The following is a 24,741-nucleotide window of genomic DNA, read 5'->3' on the forward strand; positions in this document are numbered from 1 at the left end:
GGCCTAGTACAGGGGTGACCACTCGGCGGTCCGCAGCAGCCGGCTGGTCCACTGGTCGCGCAGATCCAAAGCGTCGTACATCCAAGTTCCCGGCGCGCGGTACTCGGCGGGGATATGGCTGCGCAGCAGATCGAGCAGCGCGTCCGGCCGGCTGATGCGCTGCATCAGGATCACCTCACGGCGCACGTGACTGCCCAGCGCGGGCTGAAATGCGGCGTGCATCTTCAACATCGACGACGGCTGCTCTAGGCCGCGGGCATAGACCTCACCGCAGCGGACGATGTATTCCTCGAACTTGTCCTCGTACGGCCACATGGTGTCTTCCATGTACAGCGTCATCTCGTGCTCGCGCCCATCCACCGGCACTTCGTCCAACCGCACGTCCTGCAGCGGTGACCAGGGCAGCGGCACCAGGAGCTTGGCGTCGACCTCATGGCGGAGTTCGTCGAGACCACGCATCCACTCCCGCAGGTCGCCCTTCTGGACCCGCAGCGTCAGCCGCTCCCACGCCGCCCCGTCGCGGACGGCCGTCACCGTGACGACGGTGTAGGCGGGGCCGCTGCCGTGCGCCTGATTGGAGTACCAGAGCAGGCGGGCGTCGTCGCCAGCGGCGAGCGTGGGCATCCAGCCCTCGCGGAATGCGGCTTCGAAGTCATCTTCGGCGCGACCGCGCACCGTGTGTACCTCGTGCATGAAAAGCACGTCGAGTACCTCCCAATCGCGGCGGAGGGGCTGAACGCCGCCCAACGGACGTTAATCCCGAAAGTCCGGGTGGTCTATGCCGGGTCTACATATGCACAATTGCGCGTGCTGCGCGGCCTAGACAGCCGAGTTGAGAATCTGGTTTGCTCATTTCGGTACGGCCCTTACCGGACAGGAGTTCGCTGATGGCAAGGCTCGATGTGCCGGAAGGCCCCGGCGGCGAAGCCGCCATGATCTGGACATTGCGCCCCGAGCTCGGGGGCATGGTCGAGCGGATGATCCGTGGTGCTTATCAGCAGAGCATCTTGCCCGCCGACGAGCGCGAGCTGGCAAGAATGCGCATCGCGCAGATCAACGACTGCGTCGCGTGCTCGGGCTTTCGGGCCCAGTCGGTGCTGGATGCCGGCGTCGCGGCCGAGCTGTATGACAACGTCGCGGCATACGCGAGCTACCCGGGCTACACGCCGCGCCAGCGCCTCGCCATCGAATACGCCGAGCGCTTCGCGACCGACCACGCATCCATGAATGATGCGTTCTTCCAACGACTTCGGGACGCGTTCTCCGACGGCGAGATCCTCGATCTCACGCTGTGCGTCGCGGTATTCCTCGGCCTGGGGCGTTCTTTGACCGTGCTGGGCGTCGACCAGTCCTGCGCCATCGACCTTTGACAGAGCATCGGGAAGGACCAATGGACATCGCCACCGTCGATGAGCTGCTGAGCACCACGCGGTCGGTTCGCAAACGCCTCGACCTGACCCGCCCGGTCAGCCGCGAGGTGGTTCTGGAATGCATCCAGCTCGCGATGCAGGCGCCGACGGCCAGCAACACGCAGGATTGGCGCTGGCTGGTGATCACCGACGCCGGCAAGCGTGCCGCGATCGCCGAGATCTACCGCAGCATCGGCGCGCAGTACCTGGAGTACGCGGCCGACAACGCGGCGGACCCCCAGACGCGGCGGGTGTATCAGAGCGCGATGAGCCTGACCGAAACGCTGGGTCGGGTTCCGGTGCATGTCATCCCCTGCATCGAACAGCGCATCGACAGTGCGGAATTGGGCGTTGCCGCGGCGGCGTGGGCATCGATCATCCCGGCCGGCTGGAGCTTCCTGCTGGCGCTGCGCTCTCGCGGGCTGGGATCGGTGTGGACGACCATGCACCTGTTCAAGGAGCGGGAGGTGGCCGAGCTGCTCGGCATACCGGAGACGGTCACCCAGGCCGCGCTGTTCCCTGTCGCGTACACGATCGGCACCGACTTCCGGCCGGCCAAGCGGCCGCCCGCCGAGTCGATCACCTATTGGGACGGTTGGGGAGAAAGCTGATGCAGTCCTACACCGTGCGATTCCACGTCGACGCGCCGCCGCGCAAAGTCTGGCGGGTGCTGCATCCGCCGGTGCCGCCGGACGCTCCGCGGCCTCGGGTCCTCACGTGGCCGACCGGGAGCATGGAAATTCTCAACGAGGGCAACGAAGCCGGCGAGGGTCTGGTGCGCACCTGCATCTTCCCGGTCCCCAAGTACCTGCTCTCGGGTGGCAGGGCGCGGTCCTGGGAGACCGTGACCCAGGCCGAGATGAACAAGCTGTCGCGCTACGTGGCGGTCGGCGCGCCGCTGTGGTCGCGCGCCGAGGGGTATCACGAGCTCGAGGAGCAGCCCGACGGCACCACGGTGCTGACCTTCCACGAGACCTATCACGCCTACAACCCGGTGCTGCGGTTCTTCCTCGAACGCCCGGTACACGCGAGGATCTCCCGCGACAACCTCGACGTCTACGAGCACGCGCTCGCGTATGCGGGCACGGTGCGACGCCTCCCCTAGGCGGCTCGCCACGGCCGGACAATTTCACGACGATGTGAATTAGCGTCATCACCCCGGTACCCTCGATTTCTATGGGTGGAGTAGCTACCGCGGCACGGTTGGCTGCCGCGAGTCTCGTGATTGCGGGCTGGGCAGCGTCCGCTGCCGTTGCCGGCGCCGATCCGGACGACACACGGGGACCTGCGCCGGGGCCGGCGCCGGGCGCATCGCCGTCACCTTCGCCTTCGCCGGCCGCCTCACCGGCGCCTTCGCGGCCGCCGTCGGCATCGCCCTCGCCTGCGGCATCCCCGGGGGCCTCGCCGTCGCCCGCGCCGGGTGGACCGAAAACCACGATGGACAAGGACGGCACCTTCGCGGTCGGGTCCGACATCGTGCCGGGCACGTACAGCACCGCGGGGCCCGTCGGCAACGGGACCTGTTACTGGAAGCGGTCGGGTAACCCGGACGGCGCGCTGCTCGACAACTCGCTGAGCAAGAAGGCGCAGGTCGTCGTGATTCAGCCCACGGACAAAGCGTTCAAGACCGACGGCTGCCAGCCCTGGCAGCTGACTCCGGACGCCACCCCGCCCCCGGAAGCCTCCGGGCCGCAGGTGCAGGCCGGCCTGGGCATCCTCAACGGGCTGCTTGCCCCGAATGGCCAGCCGGCCCCGCCCCACAACTGATGACTGCCTGAGCGGCTCGCGGCGACCGAGCGCGGGCGCGTCGGCGGTTGGTTTTGGCTAGCGTGGCGGCCATGGCAAGTACGCAACCGGTTGTCGTGATCGGTGCCGGCGTCAGCGGGTTGACTTCGGCGCTGAGTCTGGCCGAAGCCGGATGGCCGGTGCGGGTGTGGGCGGCGGCGCTGCCGCGGCAGACGACCTCGGTGGTGGCGGGAGCCGTATGGGCCCCGCCACGGCCGGCCGAACGGGCCACCCAGACGCTGGCCTGGACCGAGCATTCCCTGCGGGTGTTCCGCGACCTGGCCGACGATCCCACGACCGGGGTGCAGATGGCGCCGGCACTGGCCGTCGGCGACCTCACCGGGGACGAGGCGATGTCGTCGGCGGCGAACCTGATCCCCGACCTGCGCCCGGCCGAGGCGGCCGATCTACCCGAGGGCTTTCGGTTGGGGTTTCGCGCCACCGTGCCGATGATCGACATGCCGCAATACCTCGACTACCTGGCGCGGCGACTTGGCGCCGCCGGAGTCGAGATCGAGGTGCACCCCGTGCAGTCGTTGGCCGAAGCGGCCGACGCCGCACCGATAGTGGTCAACTGCGCCGGGCTCGGCGCCCGCGCGCTGGCGGGCGACGCATCGGTGCGCCCGCTTTTCGGCCAGCACGTGGTGCTGTCCAATCCCGGTCTGCGGCAACTGTTTCTGGAAATCGGCACCGGAAACGAATGGGTCTGTTATTTCCCGCACCCGCAGCGCGTGGTGTGCGGCGGCATCAGCATCCCCGACCGCTGGGACACCGCCGCCGATCCCGAGGTGACGGAACGCATCCTGCAGCGCTGCCTACGGATCGAGCCGCGCCTTGGACGAGCCGAAGTCATCGAGACGATCACGGGCTTGCGGCCGGACCGCCCGTCGGTCCGCGTGGAAGCCGAGGCGCTCGGGGCGGCTCGCTGCATTCACAACTACGGGCACAGCGGCAACGGGGTGACGCTGTCGTGGGGTTGCGCGCGTGATGTTTTGCGTCTGGTCGAAGCTGCCTAAGCGGACTGGGCCAGCGCGGTCTCTACGGTCGTATAGGTAGCAACCAGCGGGTACAGCCCGCAGGCGGCGATGGTTTGGGCCACGATCTGCTGGCTGGTGACCAGCCGCAGGGCGATGCCTCGGCTGAGGCATTGTGCGGCCTCGTGCGCCAAGACGGCATAACCGCGCGACCCCATGAAATCCAGGTCGCGCAGGTCGATTACGAACGTACCGGGCGCGACGGCCTGGGCGGCACTCTTGCTCAGCAGGCACCGCCAGGCGCTCTCGTTGCTGGCGTCGATGTCCCCACCCACATGCATGACGACCGAGGATCCGGTGCACTCGGTGATCGCCCGCAGGGCGCCTTGCGCATCGGCGGCCTGCTGACCGAACTGGCTGCTGGAAACCCGCACGGAGGTTCCAGCCGCGGCACTGTGCATCATCGCGGGATCCCGTCGTCTTGAGGAGTTAGTGGCGACGCCGCCCTTGTCCCGAAAGGTGGCCGGAGTAGCCGTCAATCCGAGACCCGTTCGGCGTTGACGACCGTAGTTAGCATATGTGCAATTAGCGTTTGCCGGCGGGAAATATCGCAATTTTTTTGCCCGCAAACTGCAAACACGTGTTGTCGGAGTGCCGGGGCTCGTCCGCGCGAACGCAACTGAAACCCTTACTATTTCAATAATATTAACCGCTTAACCGGACCGGTCCATGCCCGTGAGCATCGACAACGCGTCGCAAGCTTCACGTTGCCACGGCGGCCGACTTAACGGTCGGTGGCGCGTCTTACGTCGCGGCTCGCCAGCGACAGCAGCCAGCTCACGATCGACAACACGATTGCGGCCCAGATCGCCGTCCACCAGAAGTGATCGATCTGCAGTCCCCAGTGCGTGGTGTCTTCGGTGATTCGCGCGGTGAACCACAGCATCAGGGCGTTGACGACGACGTGGAAAAGGCCGAGCGTCACGATGTAGAGCGGGATCGACAGGATCTGGACGATCGGCTTGATGATCGCGTTGACCAGGCCGAAGATCACCGCGACGACAAAGATGATGCCGACCCGCTGCAACGTGTTGTTGCCACCGACGAAGTTCAGTCCGTGCACGAACTTGGTGACAACCCACAACGCCAGGCCGGTCAGCGCGGCGCGAGCAAGAAATGGGCCCATGTCGAAAGATCCTGCCACCGAACGCCGGTGGAAGTAGTGGCCTGGACCAAATTCACTGCCGGACAGCCGGATTGGGCCAGGCGAGACGGCCTGCGGACGGCAGTTAGTTAAGCGCGTAGAAGCGCTGCGCGTTGCGCCCGCCGATCTTCTCCCGGGCCTGCTCACTGATGTCCGGGCGGGTTCGCAGGTGCTTGGTGCTTTCCGGCCATTCGCCGTCCCAGTGCGGGTAATCGCTGGCGAACATGATGAAGTCGTCGCCGAGCACGTCGATCACGCCCGGCAGGATCGGTTCCTCCGGCTCGCAGGTCACCCAGATGTTGCCGGCCCGCAGGTACTCGTGCGGATCGCGCCGCCAGCCCCGTTCGACCCAGTCCCCGCGCTTCTCGTAATGCTCGTGCAGGCGGTCCATGAAGAACGGCACCCAGCCCGCGCCCGCCTCGAGGAACGCGACCCGTAACTGCGGGTGCCGTTCGAACACACCGCCGGACACCATCGCGGTCATCGCCGTCATCTGGTCGAACGGGAAGCTGATGCAGTGCACCTGGATGTAGTTGGTGAAGCGGTCCACGCCGATCTTCGGCAGGTGAATGCCGGGCGCGCCGTGCACGCCCAGCGGCATCCCCAGATCCACCGCGGCGGCGTAAAACGGGTCGAGGTCCGGGTGGTCCAGATTCCGCGTCTTCAGCGCCGGCGGGACGAGCGCCGCCACTAGCCCGAGGTCTTTGGCCTCCGTCATGACGTCGATGGCCAGCTGCCCGTGTTCGATGGGCGTCACGGCCACCCCGCGCAACCGGCCGCCCGAGGAGGCGCAGTAGTCGGCGATCCACTGGTTGTAGAGCCGCGCGAATCCCGCTGCGAACTCTGGATCTTCGAGGCTGGGCGCGCACAGCCCCAGGCTCGGATACAGCACCATCGTGTCGATGTGATCGCGGTCGGCATCGCCGAGCACGCCCTCGGGCGACGAGCAGTTGATGTTGGGCGACTTGCTGATCCCGTGTTCGGGCGGGCAGCCGGCGCCCGGGCCGCGATCCTCCGGGTAGTTGCGTCCTTCGATCATCAGCCGCAGCCGCCGGTCGGTGCTGGGCTTTACGTGATCCGGCCAGCGCTTGATCGCTTCGATCGCCAGCGAGGAGTTCTCGGCGACATGTCCATCGGCATCGATGATCCGCATGTATCGGGAACTTACTCCCGCGGATTGCCTGGCGGAACGGGTCGCGCCGGCGCGCTGGGTAGGCCACGATGCATGACGTGACAACTCAACGGATCAACGCCGATCAGCGAAATTCGTTTATCGCCGCGATGTTGGGCTGGACGATGGACGCCTTCGATTACTTCATCGTGGTGTTCGTCTACGCCGACATCGCAAAGACTTTCCACCACAGCAAGGCCGAGGTCGCGTTCATCACGACGGCCACCCTGGCGATGCGTCCCGTGGGCGCGTTGCTGTTCGGCATGTGGGCCGACCGCGTCGGTCGGCGCACACCCCTGATGGTGGACGTGATCTTCTACTCGGTCGTCGGGTTCCTCTGTGCGTTCGCGCCGAATTTCACCGTGCTGGTGATCCTGCGGCTGTTGTACGGCCTTGGCATGGGCGGCGAATGGGGTCTGGGCGCGGCGCTCGCGATGGAGAAGGTTCCCGTCGAGCGGCGCGGCTTTTTCTCCGGGCTGCTACAGGAGGGCTACGCGTTCGGGTACCTGCTGGCGAGTGTGGGATCGCTGGTGGTGATGGACTGGCTGGGATTGTCCTGGCGCTGGCTGTTCGGCCTGTCGATCATCCCGGCGTTGATCAGCCTGGTCATCCGTTACCGGGTGCAGGAGTCCGAGGTGTGGGAAGCCGCCCAGGAGCAGATGAAGCTCACCAACACCCGCGTGCGCGACGTGTTGCGCGACGGCAAGATCATTCGCCGGTTCTTCTACCTGGTGGCGCTGATGACCGCGTTCAACTGGATGAGCCACGGCACCCAGGACGTCTACCCGACCTTCCTGGGTTCGACGACCAACCACGGCGCCGGCCTCGACAGCGTCACGGTCAAGTGGATCGTGGTGGTCTACAACATCGGCGCCATCATCGGTGGGCTGTTCTTCGGCTCGATGTCGCAGCGGTTCAGCCGCCGCTACACCGTGGTGTTCTGTGCGATTCTCGGGCTCCCGATCGTCCCGCTCTTCGCCTACTCGCACACCGCCGCGATGCTGTGCCTCGGTTCGTTTTTGATGCAGATCTGCGTGCAGGGCGCCTGGGGCGTGATCCCCGCGCACCTGACCGAAATGTCGCCGGACGCCATCCGCGGCCTCTATCCCGGGGTGACGTATCAGCTCGGCAATCTGCTGGCCGCGTTCAATCTGCCCATCCAGGAGCGGCTGGCCGAGTCGCACGGCTACCCGTTCGCGTTGGCCGTCACGATCGTGCCGGTGTTGCTCGCCGTGGCCTTCCTGACGTTGATCGGCAAGGACGCGACGGGAATCCGCTTCGGCACCGCCGAAAGCGCTTTTCTCCCAACGGAAGCGAAGTGAGCTTCGTGGCGATCGCGAGCGCGGCGTAGCCGGGTGAAGAGGGTCGGCACCGTAGAGCTAGAGGGGTGCTTGCTCGCTCAGCGCGCGGCGCAACATGTGCATCGCGACCGTCGCCGAGCGTTCCCGGACGTCGGAGCGATTCCCAGGTAGCCGCAGCGTCCGGGTATCCTTCCGGCCCTCGGCGAGCTGCACGGTAAAGCAGACCGTGCCCACGGGCTTGTCCGGCGTTCCCCCACCGGGACCGGCGATTCCGGTGATCGCGACGGCGGTATCGGCGCCGAAACGCTGCAGCGCGCCCGCCGCCATCGCCTCGGCCACCGGTTCGGAGACCGCGCCGTGCGTCTCGATGAGCGCCGGATCGACGCCCAACAGCTGCACCTTCGCGTCGTTGGAATAGCTGACGACGCCGCCCATCACGTAGTCGGACGACCCGGGCCGGTCGGTCAGCCGCGCCGCCACCAGGCCCGCCGTGCAGGATTCCGCGGTGGCGACGCGGCGGCCGGCCAGTAACCGCGCGACCAGATCATCGACCTGCGAGCCGTCTTCGGAATACAGCTGATTGCCGTGCCGATCGCGCAGCAGCCGGGTTAGCTGCGCGTAGACGTCCGCCGCGTCCGGCTCGTAGCGGGTCACCATCTCGATCTCGCCGCGCCGCAGGCAGGTGGTGATCTCCAGGGCGGCGAACCCGGGGACCGATGTCTCGGCCGCGCGCAGCGTCTCGGCCAGGCCGGACTCGGGCAGGCCGAACATCCGTATCGTCTCCTGCCGGTAAATCGTCCGGCCGGCGATCGCGTCCTGAGCCCCGGGTGTCTCGATCGCCTTGTGCCACATGGGTTGCAGCTCGCGCGGCGGCCCGGGCAGCACGATCACCGTCGGCTTTCCGGGCACCACCACGCCCGGGGCGGTGCCCACCGGGTCGAGCACCTGCGCCCCGACCGGGACCATGGCCTGCTTGCGGTTGGCGGCGCGCACCGCGTCGAAGTTCTCCGAATCGAAGTGCGCCATAAGCTTTTTCAGGATGTCGGCGATCTTGGTTTCGACTTCTTCGTCGAGTACCAGCTCGCGCTGACAGAATTGCGCGACCACCGCGACGGTCATGTCGTCGGCCGTGGGACCCAGGCCCCCGCTGGTGACGATCAGGTCCACGCCTTGGTTGGCCATGAAGCGCAGCTGGGCCTCGATGTCGGAAGGGCGGTCGCCGCAGATGGTGATGTGGGCCAATTCCACGCCCAGTTCGAGCAGCCGGTCCGCTATCCATGGACCGTTGCGGTCCTGGACGCGTCCGGTGAGTACTTCGGTCCCGGTGACGACAATGCCTGCGCGTGCGCTCACCGGGATGAGCCTACTGACGCGAACGTGGGTCCGCGGCGTTGAGTGTGCGCTCACGGCGGCGACACGCCGGTCCCGGCCACCGCGGCCCCACACTCACCAGACTTAGCCGTCGGAGAGGTAGCGCTCGACGGTGGCGACCTTCTGCGTCATCGCGTCCTCGACGCCGGATCGCCAGTCCGCTTTGATCACCGTGCTGACCCTAGGGGCGCGGGCCGCCACGGCCTCGACCGCGCGCTGCACGACCGCCATCACTTCTTCCCAGGTATCGCCTTCGAGCACGGTGAACATCGAATCGGTCTTGTTGGGCAGGCCGGACTCGCGGACCACCCGGACCGCGTCGGCAACGATTTCGCCGACGCCTTCGCCAACGCCGAGCGGGGTGACGGAAAAAGCGACGAGAACAGACACCTGACGAGCGTACCCACCCGACCTGGCAGCATCGAGCCATGCGGGTTCTGGTGCAACGGGTCTCGTCAGCGGCGGTGTCGGTCGGCGGTCAGGTGGTGGGCGCCATCCGGCCCGAAAGCCAGGGGCTGCTGGCGCTGGTCGGCGTCACCCACAGCGACGATGAGGCGAAGGCCCGCCGCCTCGCCGAAAAGCTCTGGACGCTACGCATTCTCGCCGACGAGCGGTCCGCGGCGGATATCGCGGCGCCGATCCTGGTGGTCAGCCAGTTCACGCTCTACGCCGATACCGCCAAGGGCCGCCGACCATCCTGGAATGCCGCGGCTCCCGGTGCGGTGGCCGAACCCCTGGTAGCGGCTTTCGCGGAGGCGTTGCGCGGGTTGGGCGCCCATGTCGAGACCGGAGTGTTCGGGGCGAATATGCAGGTCGAATTGGTCAACGACGGGCCAGTAACGGTGTTTCTGGAGCTCTGAGCGCAGCCCCGCAGGTACCTTGGTTATGTCGGCGTATTTGGCCGTGTAGAGGGAGGGGCGACCATGACCACTGCGCCATCCGGGCCTGAGTTCGGCTCGCTCCGTTCCGAGGACGACCAATGGGACATCGTCAGCAGCGTCGGCTATACCGCTCTGCTGGTTGCGGGTTGGCGCGCGGTGCACGCCCTGAGCCCTCAACCGCTGGTGCGCGACGAATACGCCAAGGTGTTCATCGAGGCATCCGAGGACCCGTATCTGGCGGCTACGCTTGCCAATCCGGGCAGCAGCGACGACGAGACCGCCTTTCCGCGGCTGTACGGCGTGCAAACCCGTTTCTTCGACGACTTTTTCGGCTCGGCGGGTGCGGCCGGCATCCGGCAAGCGGTGATCGTCGCCGCGGGCCTGGACTCACGCTCTTATCGCCTCGAATGGCCGCCCGGAACAAGCGTTTTCGAAATCGACCTGCCGAAAGTCCTGGAATTCAAGGCGCGGGTGCTGGGCGAACACGGCGCGGTTGCCAAGGCATCGCGGGTCGAGGTCGCCGCCGATTTGCGCACCGACTGGTCCCGGTCGCTGGAAGCGGCCGGCTTCGACAGCGAAGCGCCCAGTGCCTGGTCGGTCGAAGGGATATTGCCCTATCTGACCGACGAAGCCCAGAACACGCTCTTCACCCGGATCAGTGGACTCAGCGCCTCCGGCAGTCGAATCGCTATCGGCGCGTTGGGGTCGCGGCTCGACCACGACCAGCTCGAAGCGCTGGAAACCAACCACCCCGGCGTCAACATGTCCGGCGATGTGGACTTTTCCGCGCTCACCTACGAGCCCAAGGGCGACCCCGCCGATTGGCTGGCCGGGCACGGCTGGAGCGTCGAGCCCGTCCGCAACACCCTCGACTTGCAGGCCGGCTACGGAATGACGCCACCCGACGTCGACGTGAAGATCGACGGCTTCATGCGCTCGCAGTACATCACGGCGGCCCGGTGAGCTGGGTACCGACCATGACGATGCTCTCCCCCGCCGATGCCATTGCCGAGATCGCCTCCAGCGCAGCGGGACCGGCGGTCGGTGCGTTCTTCGATCTCGATGGCACGTTGGTCGACGGCTTCACCGCGGCGGTGCATGTCGGTGATCGCATTCGGCGCAGGCAAGTCGGGCTCGGCGAACTCGTCGGAGTGTTCGATGCCGCGCTGCGGTATCGATTCGGCCGCCTGGAATTCGAGCGCCTGATCGTTCGGGCCGCCGGATATCTGCGGGGCGAGTCGCTCATCGATCTTGACGAGCTCGGTGAGCGGTTGTTCGTCGAACGTGTTGCCTCGCGGTTGTATTCGCATATGCATGACATCGTGCACGCGCATCAGGAGCGCGGGCACACGGTCGTGTTGAGCTCGTCGGCGCTGTCGATCCAGGCCCTGCCGGTTGCCCGCTTTCTCGGCATCGCCAATGTCCAGTGCAATCGCTTCGAACTCGACGAGCACGGGAACCTGACGGGTGGCATCGTCAAGCCGATCGTTTGGGGAACGACGAAAGCGTCCGCGGTGCAACAGTTCTGTCAAGACAATGACGTTGCGGTGCAGCACAGCTACTTCTACGCCGACGGCGACGAGGACACGGCGTCAATGTCGGTTGTCGGTTATCCGCGGCCGGTGAACCCGCGTTCGGGTTTGGCCGCCGCCGCGGCAGCGCATGGCTGGCCGGTGATGTGCCTGGCGTCGGTTCGGCCTCGTCGGCCGGTGCGGGCGCTGCGCTACCTGGCGAACCACGTTCGCCGCGAAGGGCATTAGGGCGTCAGCAGGATCTTCACATCGTCGCCCGACCGCGATTCCGCTGTCGCGTAGCCTTTGGCCGCTTCGTCCAACGGGAACGTGGTGGTGAAGATGCCGTCGACGTTGAGGCGCCCGGACTGCAGCAGCGGGATCAGCTCGGGCCAGGTCCGTTGCACCGGTGCAGTGGTGAATCGCATCGTCGTGCTGCGGATCAAGCAGCCCAACGCGTTGAGCGGGAACGGATTCATGTCGTGCACGCCGACAACGGAGACGGTTCCGCCGGGGCGGACCGCGTTGATCGCGTCGGTCAGCGAGGAGTCGGTGGCAACGGCGTCGATCACGGCGTCGGCGCCCCGCCCGCCGGTCGCTGCCATGATCGCTTCGAGGGCCGGTGCCTTGACCGGCGTCGCGCCCCACTGGGCCGCGCGATCCAATCGGCCGTCGACCATATCAACGGCGAAAACCGTTGCGGCACCCTGGAAGAGCGCACTGCGCAGCGCGCAGAGTCCGACCGCACCCAGGCCGATGACCGCGACGGTGCCGCCGAACGGAAGGTCGGCCCGCTGCGCCGCCGCCCAGCCAGTGGCCAGGTTGTCGGTGAGCAGCAGTGCCTGTTCGGTGCTGATGCCTTCCGGCATCTTCAGCAGCTGGAAATCGGCGGCGGGAACGGCGAGCAGGTCGGCCTGGGCACCACCGAGCAGTCCCCCACCGAAGATCTGAAAGCCGGAGTAGCACATGACCGGATCGTTGGTGGCGCACCCCGGGCAGGAGCCGCAGCCGGTCACCGACGAAATCATCACCTGATCGCCGACCCGGACCGTGCGCGCGTCGGGCCCGACCTCCACGACGGTGCCGATCGCTTCGTGGCCCAGCGCGATCGGGTCCGGCATCGGAAAATCAGCCTCGTAGAAATGCAGGTCGGATCCGCAGATGCCGGCGGCGGTGACCTCAACGATCGCCCCGTCGGGTCCGGGAAGTGCTGGATCGGGACGCGTATCGACCCGGATGTTGCGGGGGCCGTCGACGACTACCGTGCGCATAATGGTGTCTTCACTTTCCTTCTCGCACAATGAATTGTGACCAGTCGGGCTCGCGGACGGCGGCCCAATATTCGTTGAGGCGCCAGGGGCTGACGGTGTGGATCTCCCCGTCGGCGTTCTTGAAGTAGGAGTGCTTGACCGCGGGATGCGACCACACCATCTTCTTGATCTGGACCTGCGTGCGTCGATGCCAGTCGGTGGCGGCATCCGGCTTGGGTTCCATCGAGTGCACGTCGGACTCGGCCAGCCGCTGCAGGCACTGGTCGACGTAGCGCATCTGCAGTTCGGACTGGAAGATCAGGCTGCCGCCGTGGGCGAGGTGCGTCCCGGGCCCGTAGACGATGAAGAAGTTGGGAAACTCCGGGACGGTGATACCCAGGTAGGCGTACGGGCGGGTCCCCCACATCTCGTGCAGGTCGACTCCGTTGCGGCCGGTCACTTTCAGCGGCCACAGCACATCGGTGTGCCGAAATCCGGTGGCGTAGACGATGATATCGACGTCATGGCTCGCGCCGTCATCGGTGACCACGCCATTGGCGGTGATTTCCCGGATCGGGGTGCGCACCAATTCGACGTTGTCGCGCTGCAGCGTCTGCAGCCAGCTCCCGTTGTCCTGCAGGGTCCGTTTGCCGCAGGCGGGATAGTCGGGCAGCACCTTGGCCAGCAGCTCTTGATCGTCGCCGACTTGGCCGGTGATCCACTGCGAGAACATCATCGCGGCGGCGGCGTTGATGTCGCTCACCGCATCGTCACCGGTGTAGTTCGGGTCGCCTTCGGCGGCGTCCAGCCCCTTGTCGGATCCGGGCCACAGCACCAGGAATCGATACCACCGGCCGTAGAACGGTAGGTGGCGCATTGCCCAGCGCACGCCGTCGCCGACCTCGTCGTGGTACATCGGGTTGGGGAACATCCACTGCGCGGTGCGCTGGAAGACGGTGAGGTGTTCGACGTCCGCCGCGATCGCGGGGGCGATCTGAAATCCACTGGCGCCGGCCCCGATCAGGGCGACGCGCTTGCCGGTCACGTCGACGGAGTGATCCCATGCCGCGGAGTGAAACGACGGCCCCGCGAAACGGTCAGCGCCGTCGATCGCGGGAATGTTGGGGCGATTGAGCTGCCCGACCGCGGTGATGATGGCCCGGGCGCGCAGCGTCTCCGCTGAACCGTCGGCGCCGCGCACCGAAACGCTCCAGCTGCCGTCGTCGTCGTTCCACTCGGCCGCCAGCACCTCGGTGTTCCACCGCACCCGCTCGCCCAGGTCGTGCTTGTCGATGACCTTCGTGAAGTAGTCCCGCAGTTCGTACTGCTCGGCGAAGAAGTGCGTCCAGTCGTTGTTGGGTTCGAAGCTGTAGCAGTAGAAATGGTTCGCCACGTCCACCCGCGCGCCGGGATAGCTGTTCTCCCACCATGTTCCGCCGGGACCGGCGTTCTTCTCCACGATCGTGAACGGGACGTTGGCCTGCTGGAGACGAACGCCGGCCAGGATGCCGGATTCGCCGCAACCGATGACGACGACCGGAAGCTCGCCGGTGCGTTCGGCCGGCAGTGGCGCCGGACGCCGGGGGTCGACCCCGTCGAGGTCCAGCTCCTCGGAGACCAGCGCCAGGTAGTCGTCTCCGACGTGCTCGCACGCCGCCCAATCCATCATCTCCCGGATGAGTTCGGGGCTCAGCGGCTCCGGCTCCGGGCAGCCGCGGTCCCGGTAATCGGCGATCACCGACAGCGCCTCGGCCCGGGCGCGCGCCTTGTCCTCCTCGGACATGAACCCCTGCACCTCGTTGAGGAAGATGCCCATCTGCTTGTAGTCGCGGATGAATCGGGGGTCGCCGGTGATATGCACCAGGGCTAGGAGCAGCGTCGGAATGCTGACATCCTCGAGCGCCGTGGCGATCTCGGGCGTGGAGGTGGTGAAGGGATCGCCTGCGTAACGGCTGCGCATCCGGGCCGATCCTTTCGCTGGACGAGGAGCCAAAATTACGCTACCGCGCGTGTCGTAATTGGCAGGACTACGCTACCGCTGGCGCCGGAGCGGATCAAGGGTCTCGCGATCGGACAGGTCAGGGCGACGCGTCGTAGTTGGACGCCGTGATCCAGGGCCCCCTGGCCACGTCATGGGCGCGCGTACTAAACTAGAACACGTTTCAGTTCGGCGAGCGCCCCAGGAGTTGTAATGCACACCCCTATTTGCGACGAACTCGGTATCGAGTTCCCGATCTTCGCCTTCACCCACTGTCGCGACGTCGTGGTAGCCGTCAGCAAGGCCGGCGGGTTCGGCGTGCTCGGTGCCGTCGGCTTCACGCCCGAGCAGCTGGAAATCGAGCTCAAGTGGATCGACGAGAACATCGGCGACCACCCGTATGGCGTCGACATCGTCATTCCGAACAAGTACGAGGGTATGGACTCGGGCCAGTCCGCCGAGGATTTGACCGAGACGCTGCGCAAGATGGTGCCCCAGGAGTACCTCGACTTCGGCAAGAAGATCCTGGCCGATCACGGTGTGCCGGTCGAGGAGAGCGACGGCGACACGCTGCAGCTGCTCGGCTGGACCGAGGCGACGGCCACCCCCCAGGTCGAGGTGGCGCTCACGCACCCCAAGGTGAAGATGATCGCCAACGCGCTCGGCACCCCGCCCGCGGAGATGATCAAGCACATCCACGACGCCGGGCTCAAGGTGGCGGCGCTGTGCGGCTCCCCGTCTCAGGCCAAAAAGCACGCGGACGCGGGCGTCGACATCATCATCGCCCAGGGCGGCGAGGCCGGCGGGCACTGCGGCGAGGTCGGCTCGATCGTGCTGTGGCCCCAGGTCGTCAAGGAGGTCGCCCCGGTCCCCGTACTCGGCGCGGGCGGCATCGGCAGCGGCCAGCAGATCGCCGCGGCCTTGGCGCTGGGCTGTCAGGGCGCGTGGACCGGCTCGCAATGGTTGATGGTCGAGGAATCCTCGAACACCCCGGTGCAGCAGCAGGCCTACGTCAAGGCCGGCAGCCGCGACACCGTGCGCAGCCGCTCGTTCACCGGCAAGCCGGCCCGCATGCTGCGCAACGACTGGACCGAGGCCTGGGAGGCGCCGGATAACCCGAAGCCGCTCGGAATGCCGTTGCAGTACATGGTTTCCGGCATGGCCGTGCGGGCGACGAACCGGTACCCCAACGAATCCGTCGACGTGGCGTTCAACCCCGTCGGTCAGGTGGTCGGGCAGTTCACCAAGGTCGAGAAGACGTCGACCGTCATCGAGCGCTGGGTGCAGGAGTACCTGGAGGCGACGAGCACGCTCGACGAGCTCAACGAGGCCGCCGGCGTCTGACGCCGCCTACTCGTCGTCGACTTCGTACTTTCCGCCGCCGGTAAAGACTTCCTTGGTCCGTTCGACGGCGTGCGTCGCGATGTCGATCGAGCTCTCGACGATGCCGCTGACCCCACCCTTGAGGTCACCGCGGAGGATGCCGCCGGCGTTTTCGACGATGTCCGAAGCCTTTTCGACAGCATTGGTTGCGATGTCCTTGACCGCGTCCACCGCGTCCTTGGGATTGACGGCCACCGGAGTCTCCTATCGTTGCGGGCTTGAAACGAACTTGGCTACGACTCTAGAGGGTCAGTAGTTGACGAGCTTGCGCCAATAGTCCTCGGGGATCTCGGCGCCGGAGCGCAAGATTCGGCTGAGCCCCACCGCCATCGCGATGCCGAGCAGCCCCAGCCACAACCCGGTCAGCGCGATGACCGTCCACAGCACCGCGGTGACGGCCGGCCATGGCGACAGCACGGCGAGGATCGGCGCGAAGAAGAAACCCAGCCCGACGTACCACGCCGAACCGGTGCGGTCAGAGACGAGGACGAAGCGCAGCCACCGCGGAACCGCGGCCGTGACGGGCTGATCGCTGCACATGATCGCTATCCGGACGGCGGGAAGAACCCTGCTCCGGTGAACCATCCCTCTTGCCATCCCTGGGCTCCCAGGCAGAGCATCGGTAGCCCGCGGTCCGACTGTGCCGCCGACTGCGGTCCCGGGCACTTGGCGCCGGCCTGCTGGACGCCGTAAAGCGGGTAAGAGATCACCCAGTAGCCGGTGGTGGGCGCCGGGAACTGGTTCTGCGGCGGGAAGTGGCATGCCTCGGCCTGGCCGCTGGTGCCGCGCCCGAAGATGAAGCTCTGGTAGTTGTCGCACGGCGCACCCAGCGAGGCTTGATAGTTCATGCCCGGCACGTCGCCGTCGTATCCGGCTGCCGCACAGGGCGCCGCGCCCAGCGCGACCCCCGTCATCGCGGCGGTGGTGAGTAATTCGCGAATCATGTTCCACCCTCGAGTCGATGCCACCCGGCCCCATCGGTGACCTGCACAAAGCATAACGACTGTGGGCCGGCCCACAAGGTCCAGGCGGTGTGCGGGCGCGGCCGGGCACGCAGCGCCGAGGGTCGGTCTTGGGCGCGCCAGGGCGCCGATGTCGCCGCGGTTGATCGCCGCTGAACGTGTTGCAATTCAGCGTTGGCGATCTTTCCCGGAACCTTCCCAAACGTGGCGTAGCAATGGTTTATTTGCACAAGAGGACGACTAGACGACTTCGTATCGAGGAGTGGGCCTTGTCAACAAATGAGACGACCACCAAGCCTGTCCCCAATCTGCCTGCCGGGTTCGATTTCACCGACCCGGACATCCACGCCGAGCGACTGCCGGTGGAAGAGTTGGCCGAGCTTCGCCGGACGGCGCCGATCTGGTGGAACGAACAGCCGAACGGTGTCGGCGGATTCGAAGACGGCGGCTTCTGGGTGGTCTCCAAGCACCACGACGTCAAAGAGATTTCGCGGCGCAGCGACGTCTTCTCCAGCCTGGAGAACACCGCCCTTCCCCGCTACCGCGAGGGCACGGTCCGCGAGCAGCGCGAGACGGGCAAGTACGTCCTGCTGAACATGGACGCCCCGCAGCACACCCACCTCCGCAAGATCATCTCCCGCGGCTTCACCCCGCGCGCCGTCGAGCTGCTGCGCGACGACCTACGCGAGCGCGCGCGACGCATCGTCGAGACCGCGGCCGCCGAGGGCTCCGGCGATTTCGTCGAGCAGGTGTCCTGCGAGTTGCCGCTGCAGGCCATTGCCGGCCTGATGGGCGTGCCGCAGGAAGACCGCATGAAGCTGTTCCATTGGTCCAATCAGATGGTGGGCGATCAGGACCCCGAGTTCGCCCGCAACGACCCCATGGGCGCCTCGATCGAACTGATCACCTACGCCATGCAGATGGCCGCCGACCGGCAGCAAAACCCCGGGGAAGACATCGTCACCAAGCTGGTCCAGGCCGACGTCGACGGCCACAAGCTCTCCGACGACGAGTTCGGCTTCTTCGTCATCCTGCTGGCGGTGGCCGGTAACGAGACGACGCGCAACTCCATCACGCAGGGCATGATGGCCTTCACCGATTTCCCGGATCAGTGGGAGCTGTACAAGCGGGAGCGTCCCGTCACCGCGGCGGACGAGATCGTCCGGTGGGCCACCCCGGTGACGTCCTTCCAGCGGACCGCACTGGAGGACTACGAGCTGTCCGGCGTGCAGATCAAGAAGGGCCAGCGCGTCGTAATGGTCTATCGCTCAGCCAATTTCGACGAGGAAGTCTTCGACGACCCGTTCACCTTCAACATCCTGCGGGATCCCAACCCGCACGTGGGTTTCGGTGGCACCGGCGCGCATTACTGCATCGGGGCCAACCTGGCTCGGATGACGATCGACCTGATGTTCAACGCGATCGCCGACACCATGCCCAACCTGGAAGCGATCAGCAAGCCCGAGCGGCTACGGTCGGGCTGGCTCAACGGAATCAAGCACTGGCAGGTCGATTACCACACCAACGGCTCGGAGAAATAGCGGTCGCACATCGGGCTCGGGGGTGACAAGCTAGGTCAATGCCGACTCATCGAGCCGTCCAGGTTCCGTCCGCAGGTGCAGCTTTGGAGCTGGTCGACGCCGACACCCAGCCACCGGGCCGCGACGAGGTGCGGCTGACGGTCACTGCGTGCGGCATCTGCGGCACCGACGCCAACTTCATTTCGGGTGGCTTTCCGAACATGACGTGGCCGCTGACTCCCGGCCACGAAATCGCCGGAAAGATCGCCGAAATCGGGGCTGGCGTCCAGGGTTTCGCGATCGGCGATCGCGTCGCCGTCGGATGGTTCGGTGGTTGCTGCTACCGCTGCGATCAGTGCCACAAAGGCCGGTTCATTCATTGCGAGAACGGGAAAGTGCCGAGTTGGCAATATCCCGGCGGATACGCGGAGTCGGTGACCGTACCGGTCAGTGCGCTGGCCCGGGTGCCGGCCGAGCTCTCCGACACCGAAGCCGCCCCACTGGGCTGCGCCGGCGTCACCACTTACAACGCGCTGCGCCACACCAAGGCGTTGCCCGGCGACCGGGTCGCGATCCTCGGCGTCGGCGGCCTCGGTCATCTCGGGGTTCAGTTCGCCCGGGCGATGGGCTTCGAGACCATCGCCATCAATCGCGGCACCGGCAAACAAGACGATGCGCGCAAGCTCGGCGCCCATCACTACATCGACTCCACCGCCGGTGATCCCGCCGAAGCGCTGAAGGCGTTGGGCGGCGCGACGGTGGTGCTGGCGACGGCGGCCAACTCGGGCGCCATGGCCGCAACGGTCGGTGGGATCCTGCCCCGAGGTGAACTGGTCACCATCGGGGTCACGCCGGAGCCACTGCCGATCAGCCCGGCTCAGCTGATCACGCCGGCGATCAGCATTGTCGGCCATCCCTCGGGAACGGCCAAAGATGTAGAGGACACAATGCATTTCGCGGTTGTCTCCGGCGTGCGGGCGTGGATCGAGGAGCTGCCGCTGGCGAAGGCCGCGGAGGGCTACGCGGCGCTGGAAGAGGGTCGGGCGCATTACCGCACCGTCCTGACCATGTGACCGGCGGTCTCTGGCGCCTCGACTCATCCGACGGCGAGTTGCTGCTGCGCACCGGCGTCGCGGGCCGGGCCGCGCGAATGGGCCATCGCCTCACGATCGACATGACGCGATGGCACGCGAAGGTGCAGTGGGACGGCGCCGACCCGGTTGCCGTCGAGTTGGAGATCGAGACGGATTCGTTCGAGGTGCTGCGCGGTCAGGGCGGCGTCAAGGGGCTGTCGGGCCCGGAGAAGGCCCTGGTGCGCTCGAATGCGCTGAAGTCGTTGGGCGCCAGCCGTTTTCCACGGATCCGTTTCGCCACGGATGCCGTTGAGGAAACGGGCGAGGGTTATCGCCTCGCCGGGTCGCTGGAGATTCGGGGAAAGTCGCGAGAGCACGTAATCGACTTGCGCACAGAGGATTTCGGTGACTCATGGCGCATGTCGGCCGAATCAGCGGTCCACCAGTCCGATTACGGCGTCAAGCCCTTCTCGCTGCTGATGGGCTCGGTCCAGGTCGCCGACGACGTGACGGTGTCGTTCACCGCGGTGCGCGCCAAGGGCGATTGATTCCCCCTGTGGGGCAACCGAATTAGGGCTGCGCCGGGCCGTTCGGCGCCTGATCGCCTGCGTCGCCGGGGATGTGCTCGAGGACCCGCGTCAAGTAGGGCTGCCGGCCATTGGCATCGTCTCGCCGCTCGTCGCCGCCCTGCTGCTCGTCCGGCACGCTCGGGTGCACCACCGGCTCGCCGGCGGGAGCGGGCGCCTGGGGCGCGGGGGGCGCGGGTGACTCGGCCGCCGGCGGGTGTGCGGCGACGGGCGCGACGGCCTCCGCGACCTGCGGGGTCGGCGTCGTGTGCCTGTTCGTGCCGCGCTGCGCGTCCGGAGCGAACTGAATGCCGAGGGCAAACGACGCCGAGCAGACGAAGGTGACCGCTCCCGCGGCCAAGGCCGTCACGGCCCCCGCGTAGGACCGGCGGCCCGGGCGCGCGGTGGGCGCCGCGACGGGTTGCTCGTCGACATCGACGAGCTGCTCGTCGGTGAACTCGGTACTTTGTGCGGCCGCCAGCGCGGTGCCGCGCGCGACCGTCACCTGAGCCATGGTCTGGGCGAAAACCGGTACCGGCAAAGCCTTTTCAAGCTGCCACGAAAAGCCGTTGAGATCGTCGTCGGCGCCGACGACGACTACTCCGCCCGGTCGCCAACCGGTGCGCTTGAACATTCCGGTCAGCCAGGAGCGCAGCCCGTCGAAGCCGCCGGCGACCTCCTTGACCACGGTCTGGGCGTCGTCGTCGAGGCCGTCGACCATGACGACGGTCGACGATTCATGCTCTAGCACGCAGACGGCGGTCTGCTGGTAGCCGATGATCGGCGCAATGGCCACCGCGAGGGTCTCAACGGCCTCGAGCAATCGAACGGGGACCACGTTGTCGAAACCCGCATCGGTCAACGCTTCCATCACCAGCGCGGCCTGCGCGGCCGCCTGGTCGTTCCACGTCACCCCGATAACCCGCAGATGACGATCGCTAGCGCCGGCCAGCTCGTGCACCCGCAGCACTTCGTCGGTTACCTGCTCTGCGGTGTTCACCGCGCGCACGCCGCGACCGGCGCTCAAAGCCAGCTCGTTGTGGTCCAGGATGGTGCCGTCGGCGCCATGTCCTTCAGCGAGGACCCACCCGACGGTGGTTGGCGTCACTGATAGCCCCAGTACCGTGTCCAAATTTGCACCTCGATCGTTCCCGGAACTCCGGCGGTCCCAGGTCAACCATCGCGCACCATGAAGCCCGCGGCTGCGGTGATTCCTGAGAGCCGGAAACGGACCGGGATAGGTCTTCCATCGGCTTGCTCCGAGAGAGCCTACGCGGTCCCTGCGGGTTCGGCTGCATCGATGCCAAATATCGAGACGAGCACGCGAGCGGGTGGCGCACGGCGCCAAGAATTTTCGGACACGTCAACGCGGGGCGCGTCGCGACACCGGCTCGGCGGCCGGGGCGGTTCGCGCCCGCATTGCGTGAAACCGGCAACGATTCGCCTGTCGAGTGCGCCTCGCCGTAATCGGCCCAGTCACCCAATTTCACGTGGCTGGCAACCGCGCCCAGGCGGCCCGCTCGCCTGGGCCGGGCGGCGCGAAGCAGGCCAGCTGCCAGGCGTTTTGGCGGATGGATGGCCCGCCCGCCGACTCGCGGCCGGCCGGCGTGTTCGCTATCCGGGTTGCGAAATACGTGGCGCAAACCGATACCCGACTGAGATGACATCGCGTCCTAATCGACATTTGACCTATTAGCACGGTAAATTTTTGCTGAGAGCCACCACGACCTAAGGACAAGGGGCGCAGGTATGACAGACGTGAGCGAGAAGATCCGGGCCTGGGGGCGCCGGCTTTTAGTCGGTGCAGCAGCGGCAGCTGTGCTGCCAGGCCTGATCGGTCTTGCCGACGGTGGAGCCACCGCGCATGCATTCTCGCGGCCCGGCCTGCCCGTCGAATACCTCCAAGTGCCGTCGGCAGGGATGGGCCGCAACATCAAGATCCAGTTCCAGAGCGGTGGCAGCGGCTCGCCCGCGGTCTACCTGCTGGACGGATTGCGGGCCCAGGACGACTACAACGGCTGGGACATCAACACCCCGGCATTCGAGTGGTACTACAAGTCCGGCCTGTCGATCGTCATGCCGGTTGGTGGACAGTCCAGCTTCTACACCGACTGGTACCGCCCGGCGTGCGGCAAGGCGGGCTGCTCGACCTACAAGTGGGAGACGTTCCTGACGAGCGAGCTGCCCGGGTACTTGTCGTCTGAGAAGGGCGTCAAGGCCAACGGCAGCGCGGCGGTCGGTATCTCGATGGCGGGTGCATCGTCGATGAACCTGGCGATCTACCACCCCGCTCAGTTCATCTACGCCGGTTCGTTGTCGGGCTACCTCAGCCCGTCCACCGGGCAGAGCTGGATAGGCCTGGCGATGGGCGATGCCGGCGGCTACAAGAAGGAAGACATGTGGGGCCCGGATAACGACCCCGCGTGGCAGCGCAACGACCCGCTGGTCAACGTCGGCCAGCTCGTCGCCAACAACACGCGACTCTGGGTCTACTGCGGCAACGGGACGCCGAACGAACTCGGCGGTGCCAACCTGCCGGCCACGTTCTTGGAGAGCAACTTCATGATCGGCGTCAACAAGAAGTTCCAGGACGCCTACAACGCCGCGGGTGGCCACAACGCCACGTTCAACTTCCCCAACTACGGAACCCACAGCTGGGAGTACTGGGGAGCCCAGCTGCAGGCGATGAAGGGTGACCTGCAGAGCTCCTTGGGTGCGACCCCCGGGGGCGGCGGATAACCCCGCAATTACGGATGTCGCTACTGCGCTTGACGGCCAACGTCAGGCGCAGTAGCGCATTAAGGGCCGTTTGTGCCTGCGGGCTGCTGGTCGCCGCGCTGGCCGCGACGCAGGCGCGAGCCGATAGCGCCGCCCCGCTGGCCGGGTTGGTCGACGCCGCCGCGCAGCGATTGCAGGTCGCCGAGCCGGTGGCCGCCGTCAAGTGGCATACGCACGGCCTCATCGAGGATCCGGACCGGGTGCAGCAGGTACTGGCCGACATGCGCGCGGACGCCGCCGAGAGGCACCTCGACGCCGATTACGTCGCCCGGGTGTTCGGGGACCAGATCGACGCCACCGAGGCCATCGAATACCGCCGGTTCGCCGACTGGAAGCTGACGCCGTCGAGTGCGCCGGCCGACTCGCCCGACCTGGCGGCCTCCCGGTCGGCGATCGACGGCTTCAACCAAACGATGCTGACCCAGCTGGCAGCCAATTGGGACGTGTTGCACTCGCCGCAATGCCCCGCGCAGCTCGACACCGCCAGGAGCGGCGTCGCCCGGGCTCGCCACCTCGACGGCCTTTACCAACAGGCCCTGACGACCGCGACGAAGTCCTACTGCGCCTGACCTTTGCCGGGCTAACTACCCGCTGATCACGCTGATTTCTTGCCATCAAAATGCCATAAACTTCTTATCTCGCGAATTAATCAAAACGGTAACGCTTTGTACACACGTGCCGAATTGCTTGACATGAGAAACCTCTCTAGGGCTTTCGTCAAGGCCGCGATGGTGACCGCGTTCATCGCGGTCCCGCTGGGGCCGTCCGCCGGAGTCGCCGACGCCGACGTCGCACCCAACTGGGACGCGGTCGCGCAGTGCGAGTCGGGCGGCAACTGGCACGCGAACACCGGCAACGGCGCGTACGGCGGCCTGCAGTTCAAGCCTTCCACCTGGGCCCGCTACGGCGGTGTCGGAAATCCGGCCACGGCCTCGCGAGAGCAACAAATCGCCGTCGCCAACCGGCTTTTCGCAGATCAGGGTGTTGAGCCCTGGCCGAAGTGCGGCGCCCAGTCGGGCATGCCGATCGGGTGGTACTCGCACCCCGCGCAGGGCATCAAGGAGATCATCAACGGGCTTATCCAGGCGGCCGTTCCGCACTGATAAACACCGTGGCTGGGGTCTATGACGCGATCGGCACATGTGTTTGGATCGGGGCATGGAAGGTTCGGCAACGGTTCACATGGCGGCGCCCGCGGCGAAGATCTGGGAACTGATCGCGGACGTCCGTAACACTGGACGGTTCTCCCCCGAAGTAATGGAAGCGGAGTGGCTTGGCGATGCGACCGGCCCGGCGCTCGGCGCGAAATTTCGTGGCCACGTCCGGCGAAATGAAATAGGTCCGGTTTATTGGACGACCTGCAAAGTGACCGCATGTGAACCCGGTCGGGAATTCGGGTTCGCCGTAGTTCTCGGCGACAGGGTGGTCAACAGCTGGCATTACCGGCTGGCGCCGTCCGGCGACGGCACGGACGTGACCGAGTCCTTCCGGCTGTCCCCCTCCCCGTTGCTCAGCGTGTACTGGGTGTTCGGCGGTTTCCTCCGGAAGCGGCGCAACGTCCGTGATATGACCAAGACGCTGAATCGCATCAAAGACGTGGTCGAAGCGGGCTGACAGGGAAGGC

At 66.5% G+C, this 24,741-nt stretch carries 29 protein-coding genes; 17 read left to right on the plus strand and 12 right to left on the minus strand.

Going from position 1 to position 24,741, the window contains the following annotated elements; translation table 11 throughout:
• Positions 1-3: 3 nt before the first annotated feature.
• Positions 4-693 carry a hypothetical protein gene (locus MRAB57_RS22270; RefSeq protein WP_245835983.1) on the minus strand — a complete coding sequence of 230 codons (690 nt, stop codon included), beginning with the start codon at positions 691-693 and terminating at the stop codon, positions 4-6.
• 194 nt (positions 694-887) lie between these two features.
• Here MRAB57_RS22270 and MRAB57_RS22275 point away from each other — a divergent pair, with 194 nt between their 5' ends.
• The 5 genes from MRAB57_RS22275 (at position 888) to MRAB57_RS22295 (ending at position 4,210) form a co-directional block, all read left to right on the plus strand.
• Positions 888-1,370, plus strand: coding sequence for a carboxymuconolactone decarboxylase family protein (locus tag MRAB57_RS22275; RefSeq protein WP_077089268.1), 483 nt, complete (start codon positions 888-890; stop codon positions 1,368-1,370).
• A 20-nt stretch (positions 1,371-1,390) separates the two neighbouring features.
• Positions 1,391-2,020 (plus strand): nitroreductase family protein, encoded by a 630-nt coding sequence (locus tag MRAB57_RS22280; protein WP_077089269.1) that lies wholly within the window; start codon positions 1,391-1,393, stop codon positions 2,018-2,020.
• Positions 2,020-2,514: an SRPBCC family protein gene (locus MRAB57_RS22285; RefSeq protein ID WP_077089270.1), complete on the plus strand. Its 495-nt coding sequence runs from the start codon at positions 2,020-2,022 to the stop codon at positions 2,512-2,514. Before MRAB57_RS22280 ends, MRAB57_RS22285 begins: the two co-directional genes overlap by 1 nt.
• Before the next feature lie 71 nt (positions 2,515-2,585).
• Positions 2,586-3,176 carry an Rv1352/Rv1906c domain-containing protein gene (locus MRAB57_RS29285; protein WP_083743503.1) on the plus strand — a complete coding sequence of 197 codons (591 nt, stop codon included), beginning with the start codon at positions 2,586-2,588 and terminating at the stop codon, positions 3,174-3,176.
• 71 nt (positions 3,177-3,247) lie between these two features.
• On the plus strand, positions 3,248-4,210 hold the full coding sequence (locus tag MRAB57_RS22295) for an FAD-dependent oxidoreductase (RefSeq protein WP_077089271.1): 963 nt from the start codon (positions 3,248-3,250) through the stop codon (positions 4,208-4,210).
• Here the strand turns inward: MRAB57_RS22295 and MRAB57_RS22300 are convergent.
• From MRAB57_RS22300 to MRAB57_RS22310, 3 genes are all read right to left on the minus strand, one after another.
• Complete coding sequence (locus MRAB57_RS22300) at positions 4,207-4,632, minus strand: anti-sigma factor antagonist (protein ID WP_245835984.1); 426 nt, start codon at positions 4,630-4,632, stop codon at positions 4,207-4,209. The two genes, MRAB57_RS22295 and MRAB57_RS22300, sit on opposite strands and share 4 nt — an antisense overlap.
• A 320-nt stretch (positions 4,633-4,952) precedes the next feature.
• Positions 4,953-5,354 (minus strand): phage holin family protein, encoded by a 402-nt coding sequence (locus MRAB57_RS22305; protein WP_077089272.1) that lies wholly within the window; start codon positions 5,352-5,354, stop codon positions 4,953-4,955.
• Positions 5,355-5,457: 103 nt separating this feature from the next.
• Positions 5,458-6,525 carry an amidohydrolase family protein gene (locus tag MRAB57_RS22310; RefSeq protein ID WP_077089273.1) on the minus strand — a complete coding sequence of 356 codons (1,068 nt, stop codon included), beginning with the start codon at positions 6,523-6,525 and terminating at the stop codon, positions 5,458-5,460.
• A gap of 128 nt (positions 6,526-6,653) precedes the next feature.
• Here MRAB57_RS22310 and MRAB57_RS22315 point away from each other — a divergent pair, with 128 nt between their 5' ends.
• A complete protein-coding gene (locus tag MRAB57_RS22315; RefSeq protein WP_425436826.1) occupies positions 6,654-7,865 on the plus strand; it encodes an MFS transporter in 1,212 nt (403 codons plus the stop codon).
• 57 nt (positions 7,866-7,922) lie between these two features.
• Here the strand turns inward: MRAB57_RS22315 and MRAB57_RS22320 are convergent, their stop codons facing one another.
• Positions 7,923-9,197 carry a competence/damage-inducible protein A gene (locus tag MRAB57_RS22320; protein WP_483869923.1) on the minus strand — a complete coding sequence of 425 codons (1,275 nt, stop codon included), beginning with the start codon at positions 9,195-9,197 and terminating at the stop codon, positions 7,923-7,925.
• 102 nt (positions 9,198-9,299) lie between these two features.
• Positions 9,300-9,605, minus strand: coding sequence for an MTH1187 family thiamine-binding protein (locus MRAB57_RS22325; RefSeq protein ID WP_077089274.1), 306 nt, complete (start codon positions 9,603-9,605; stop codon positions 9,300-9,302).
• 38 nt (positions 9,606-9,643) lie between these two features.
• Here MRAB57_RS22325 and dtd point away from each other — a divergent pair, with 38 nt between their 5' ends.
• The 3 genes from dtd (at position 9,644) to MRAB57_RS22340 (ending at position 11,856) form a co-directional block, all read left to right on the plus strand.
• The gene (gene dtd / locus MRAB57_RS22330) at positions 9,644-10,075 is read left to right on the plus strand and encodes a D-aminoacyl-tRNA deacylase (RefSeq protein WP_077089275.1); all 432 of its coding nucleotides are present in this window, start codon (positions 9,644-9,646) and stop codon (positions 10,073-10,075) included.
• A gap of 63 nt (positions 10,076-10,138) precedes the next feature.
• A complete protein-coding gene (locus MRAB57_RS22335) occupies positions 10,139-11,059 on the plus strand; it encodes a class I SAM-dependent methyltransferase (RefSeq protein WP_077089276.1) in 921 nt (306 codons plus the stop codon).
• Between the two features lie 14 nt (positions 11,060-11,073).
• Complete coding sequence (locus MRAB57_RS22340) at positions 11,074-11,856, plus strand: HAD-IB family hydrolase (RefSeq protein WP_077089277.1); 783 nt, start codon at positions 11,074-11,076, stop codon at positions 11,854-11,856.
• On the opposite strand, the gene MRAB57_RS22345 is transcribed toward MRAB57_RS22340, so the two are convergent.
• Together MRAB57_RS22345 and MRAB57_RS22350 are read right to left on the minus strand one after the other, a co-directional pair.
• On the minus strand, positions 11,853-12,878 hold the full coding sequence (locus tag MRAB57_RS22345) for an alcohol dehydrogenase catalytic domain-containing protein (protein ID WP_077089278.1): 1,026 nt from the start codon (positions 12,876-12,878) through the stop codon (positions 11,853-11,855). The two genes, MRAB57_RS22340 and MRAB57_RS22345, sit on opposite strands and share 4 nt — an antisense overlap.
• 10 nt (positions 12,879-12,888) lie before the next feature.
• Positions 12,889-14,817, minus strand: a complete 1,929-nt coding sequence (locus MRAB57_RS22350) for a flavin-containing monooxygenase (RefSeq protein ID WP_077089279.1) — start codon at positions 14,815-14,817, stop codon at positions 12,889-12,891.
• Positions 14,818-15,048: 231 nt separating this feature from the next.
• Between MRAB57_RS22350 and MRAB57_RS22355 the strand changes: the two genes are divergently transcribed.
• Entirely contained in the window at positions 15,049-16,179 is a 1,131-nt protein-coding gene (locus MRAB57_RS22355; RefSeq protein WP_077089280.1) for a nitronate monooxygenase, read from the plus strand.
• A 6-nt stretch (positions 16,180-16,185) separates the two neighbouring features.
• On the opposite strand, the gene MRAB57_RS22360 is transcribed toward MRAB57_RS22355, so the two are convergent.
• From MRAB57_RS22360 to MRAB57_RS22370, 3 genes are read right to left on the minus strand one after another with little or no spacing between them, the layout of a single operon-like run.
• Positions 16,186-16,413, minus strand: a complete 228-nt coding sequence (locus MRAB57_RS22360; RefSeq protein WP_077089281.1) for an Rv1893 family protein — start codon at positions 16,411-16,413, stop codon at positions 16,186-16,188.
• Positions 16,414-16,467: 54 nt separating this feature from the next.
• Positions 16,468-16,758 carry a hypothetical protein gene (locus MRAB57_RS22365; RefSeq protein WP_077089282.1) on the minus strand — a complete coding sequence of 97 codons (291 nt, stop codon included), beginning with the start codon at positions 16,756-16,758 and terminating at the stop codon, positions 16,468-16,470.
• 5 nt (positions 16,759-16,763) lie between these two features.
• Positions 16,764-17,162, minus strand: a complete 399-nt coding sequence (locus MRAB57_RS22370; protein ID WP_077089283.1) for a hypothetical protein — start codon at positions 17,160-17,162, stop codon at positions 16,764-16,766.
• A gap of 287 nt (positions 17,163-17,449) precedes the next feature.
• Between MRAB57_RS22370 and MRAB57_RS22375 the strand changes: the two genes are divergently transcribed.
• From MRAB57_RS22375 to MRAB57_RS22385, 3 genes are read left to right on the plus strand one after another with little or no spacing between them, the layout of a single operon-like run.
• Positions 17,450-18,721, plus strand: a complete 1,272-nt coding sequence (locus tag MRAB57_RS22375; protein ID WP_077089284.1) for a cytochrome P450 — start codon at positions 17,450-17,452, stop codon at positions 18,719-18,721.
• A gap of 38 nt (positions 18,722-18,759) precedes the next feature.
• A complete protein-coding gene (locus MRAB57_RS22380; RefSeq protein ID WP_077089285.1) occupies positions 18,760-19,773 on the plus strand; it encodes an alcohol dehydrogenase catalytic domain-containing protein in 1,014 nt (337 codons plus the stop codon).
• Positions 19,770-20,321, plus strand: a complete 552-nt coding sequence (locus MRAB57_RS22385; RefSeq protein WP_077089286.1) for a YceI family protein — start codon at positions 19,770-19,772, stop codon at positions 20,319-20,321. Before MRAB57_RS22380 ends, MRAB57_RS22385 begins: the two co-directional genes overlap by 4 nt.
• A 22-nt stretch (positions 20,322-20,343) precedes the next feature.
• Here the strand turns inward: MRAB57_RS22385 and MRAB57_RS22390 are convergent, their stop codons facing one another.
• Positions 20,344-21,471, minus strand: a complete 1,128-nt coding sequence (locus MRAB57_RS22390; protein ID WP_077089287.1) for a DUF7159 family protein — start codon at positions 21,469-21,471, stop codon at positions 20,344-20,346.
• 617 nt (positions 21,472-22,088) lie between these two features.
• Between MRAB57_RS22390 and MRAB57_RS22395 the strand changes: the two genes are divergently transcribed.
• The 4 genes from MRAB57_RS22395 (at position 22,089) to MRAB57_RS22410 (ending at position 24,731) form a co-directional block, all read left to right on the plus strand.
• Positions 22,089-23,078: an esterase family protein gene (locus tag MRAB57_RS22395; RefSeq protein ID WP_077089288.1), complete on the plus strand. Its 990-nt coding sequence runs from the start codon at positions 22,089-22,091 to the stop codon at positions 23,076-23,078.
• Between the two features lie 14 nt (positions 23,079-23,092).
• On the plus strand, positions 23,093-23,686 hold the full coding sequence (locus MRAB57_RS22400) for a chorismate mutase (RefSeq protein ID WP_083743505.1): 594 nt from the start codon (positions 23,093-23,095) through the stop codon (positions 23,684-23,686).
• Between the two features lie 96 nt (positions 23,687-23,782).
• Positions 23,783-24,220, plus strand: a complete 438-nt coding sequence (rpfC, locus tag MRAB57_RS22405; RefSeq protein ID WP_077089289.1) for a resuscitation-promoting factor RpfC — start codon at positions 23,783-23,785, stop codon at positions 24,218-24,220.
• 37 nt (positions 24,221-24,257) lie between these two features.
• Positions 24,258-24,731, plus strand: coding sequence for an SRPBCC family protein (locus tag MRAB57_RS22410; protein WP_173813962.1), 474 nt, complete (start codon positions 24,258-24,260; stop codon positions 24,729-24,731).
• Positions 24,732-24,741 lie beyond the last annotated feature (10 nt).

The sequence above is a fragment of the Mycobacterium rhizamassiliense genome (assembly GCF_900157375.1).
Lineage (GTDB): Bacteria > Actinomycetota > Actinomycetes > Mycobacteriales > Mycobacteriaceae > Mycobacterium > Mycobacterium rhizamassiliense.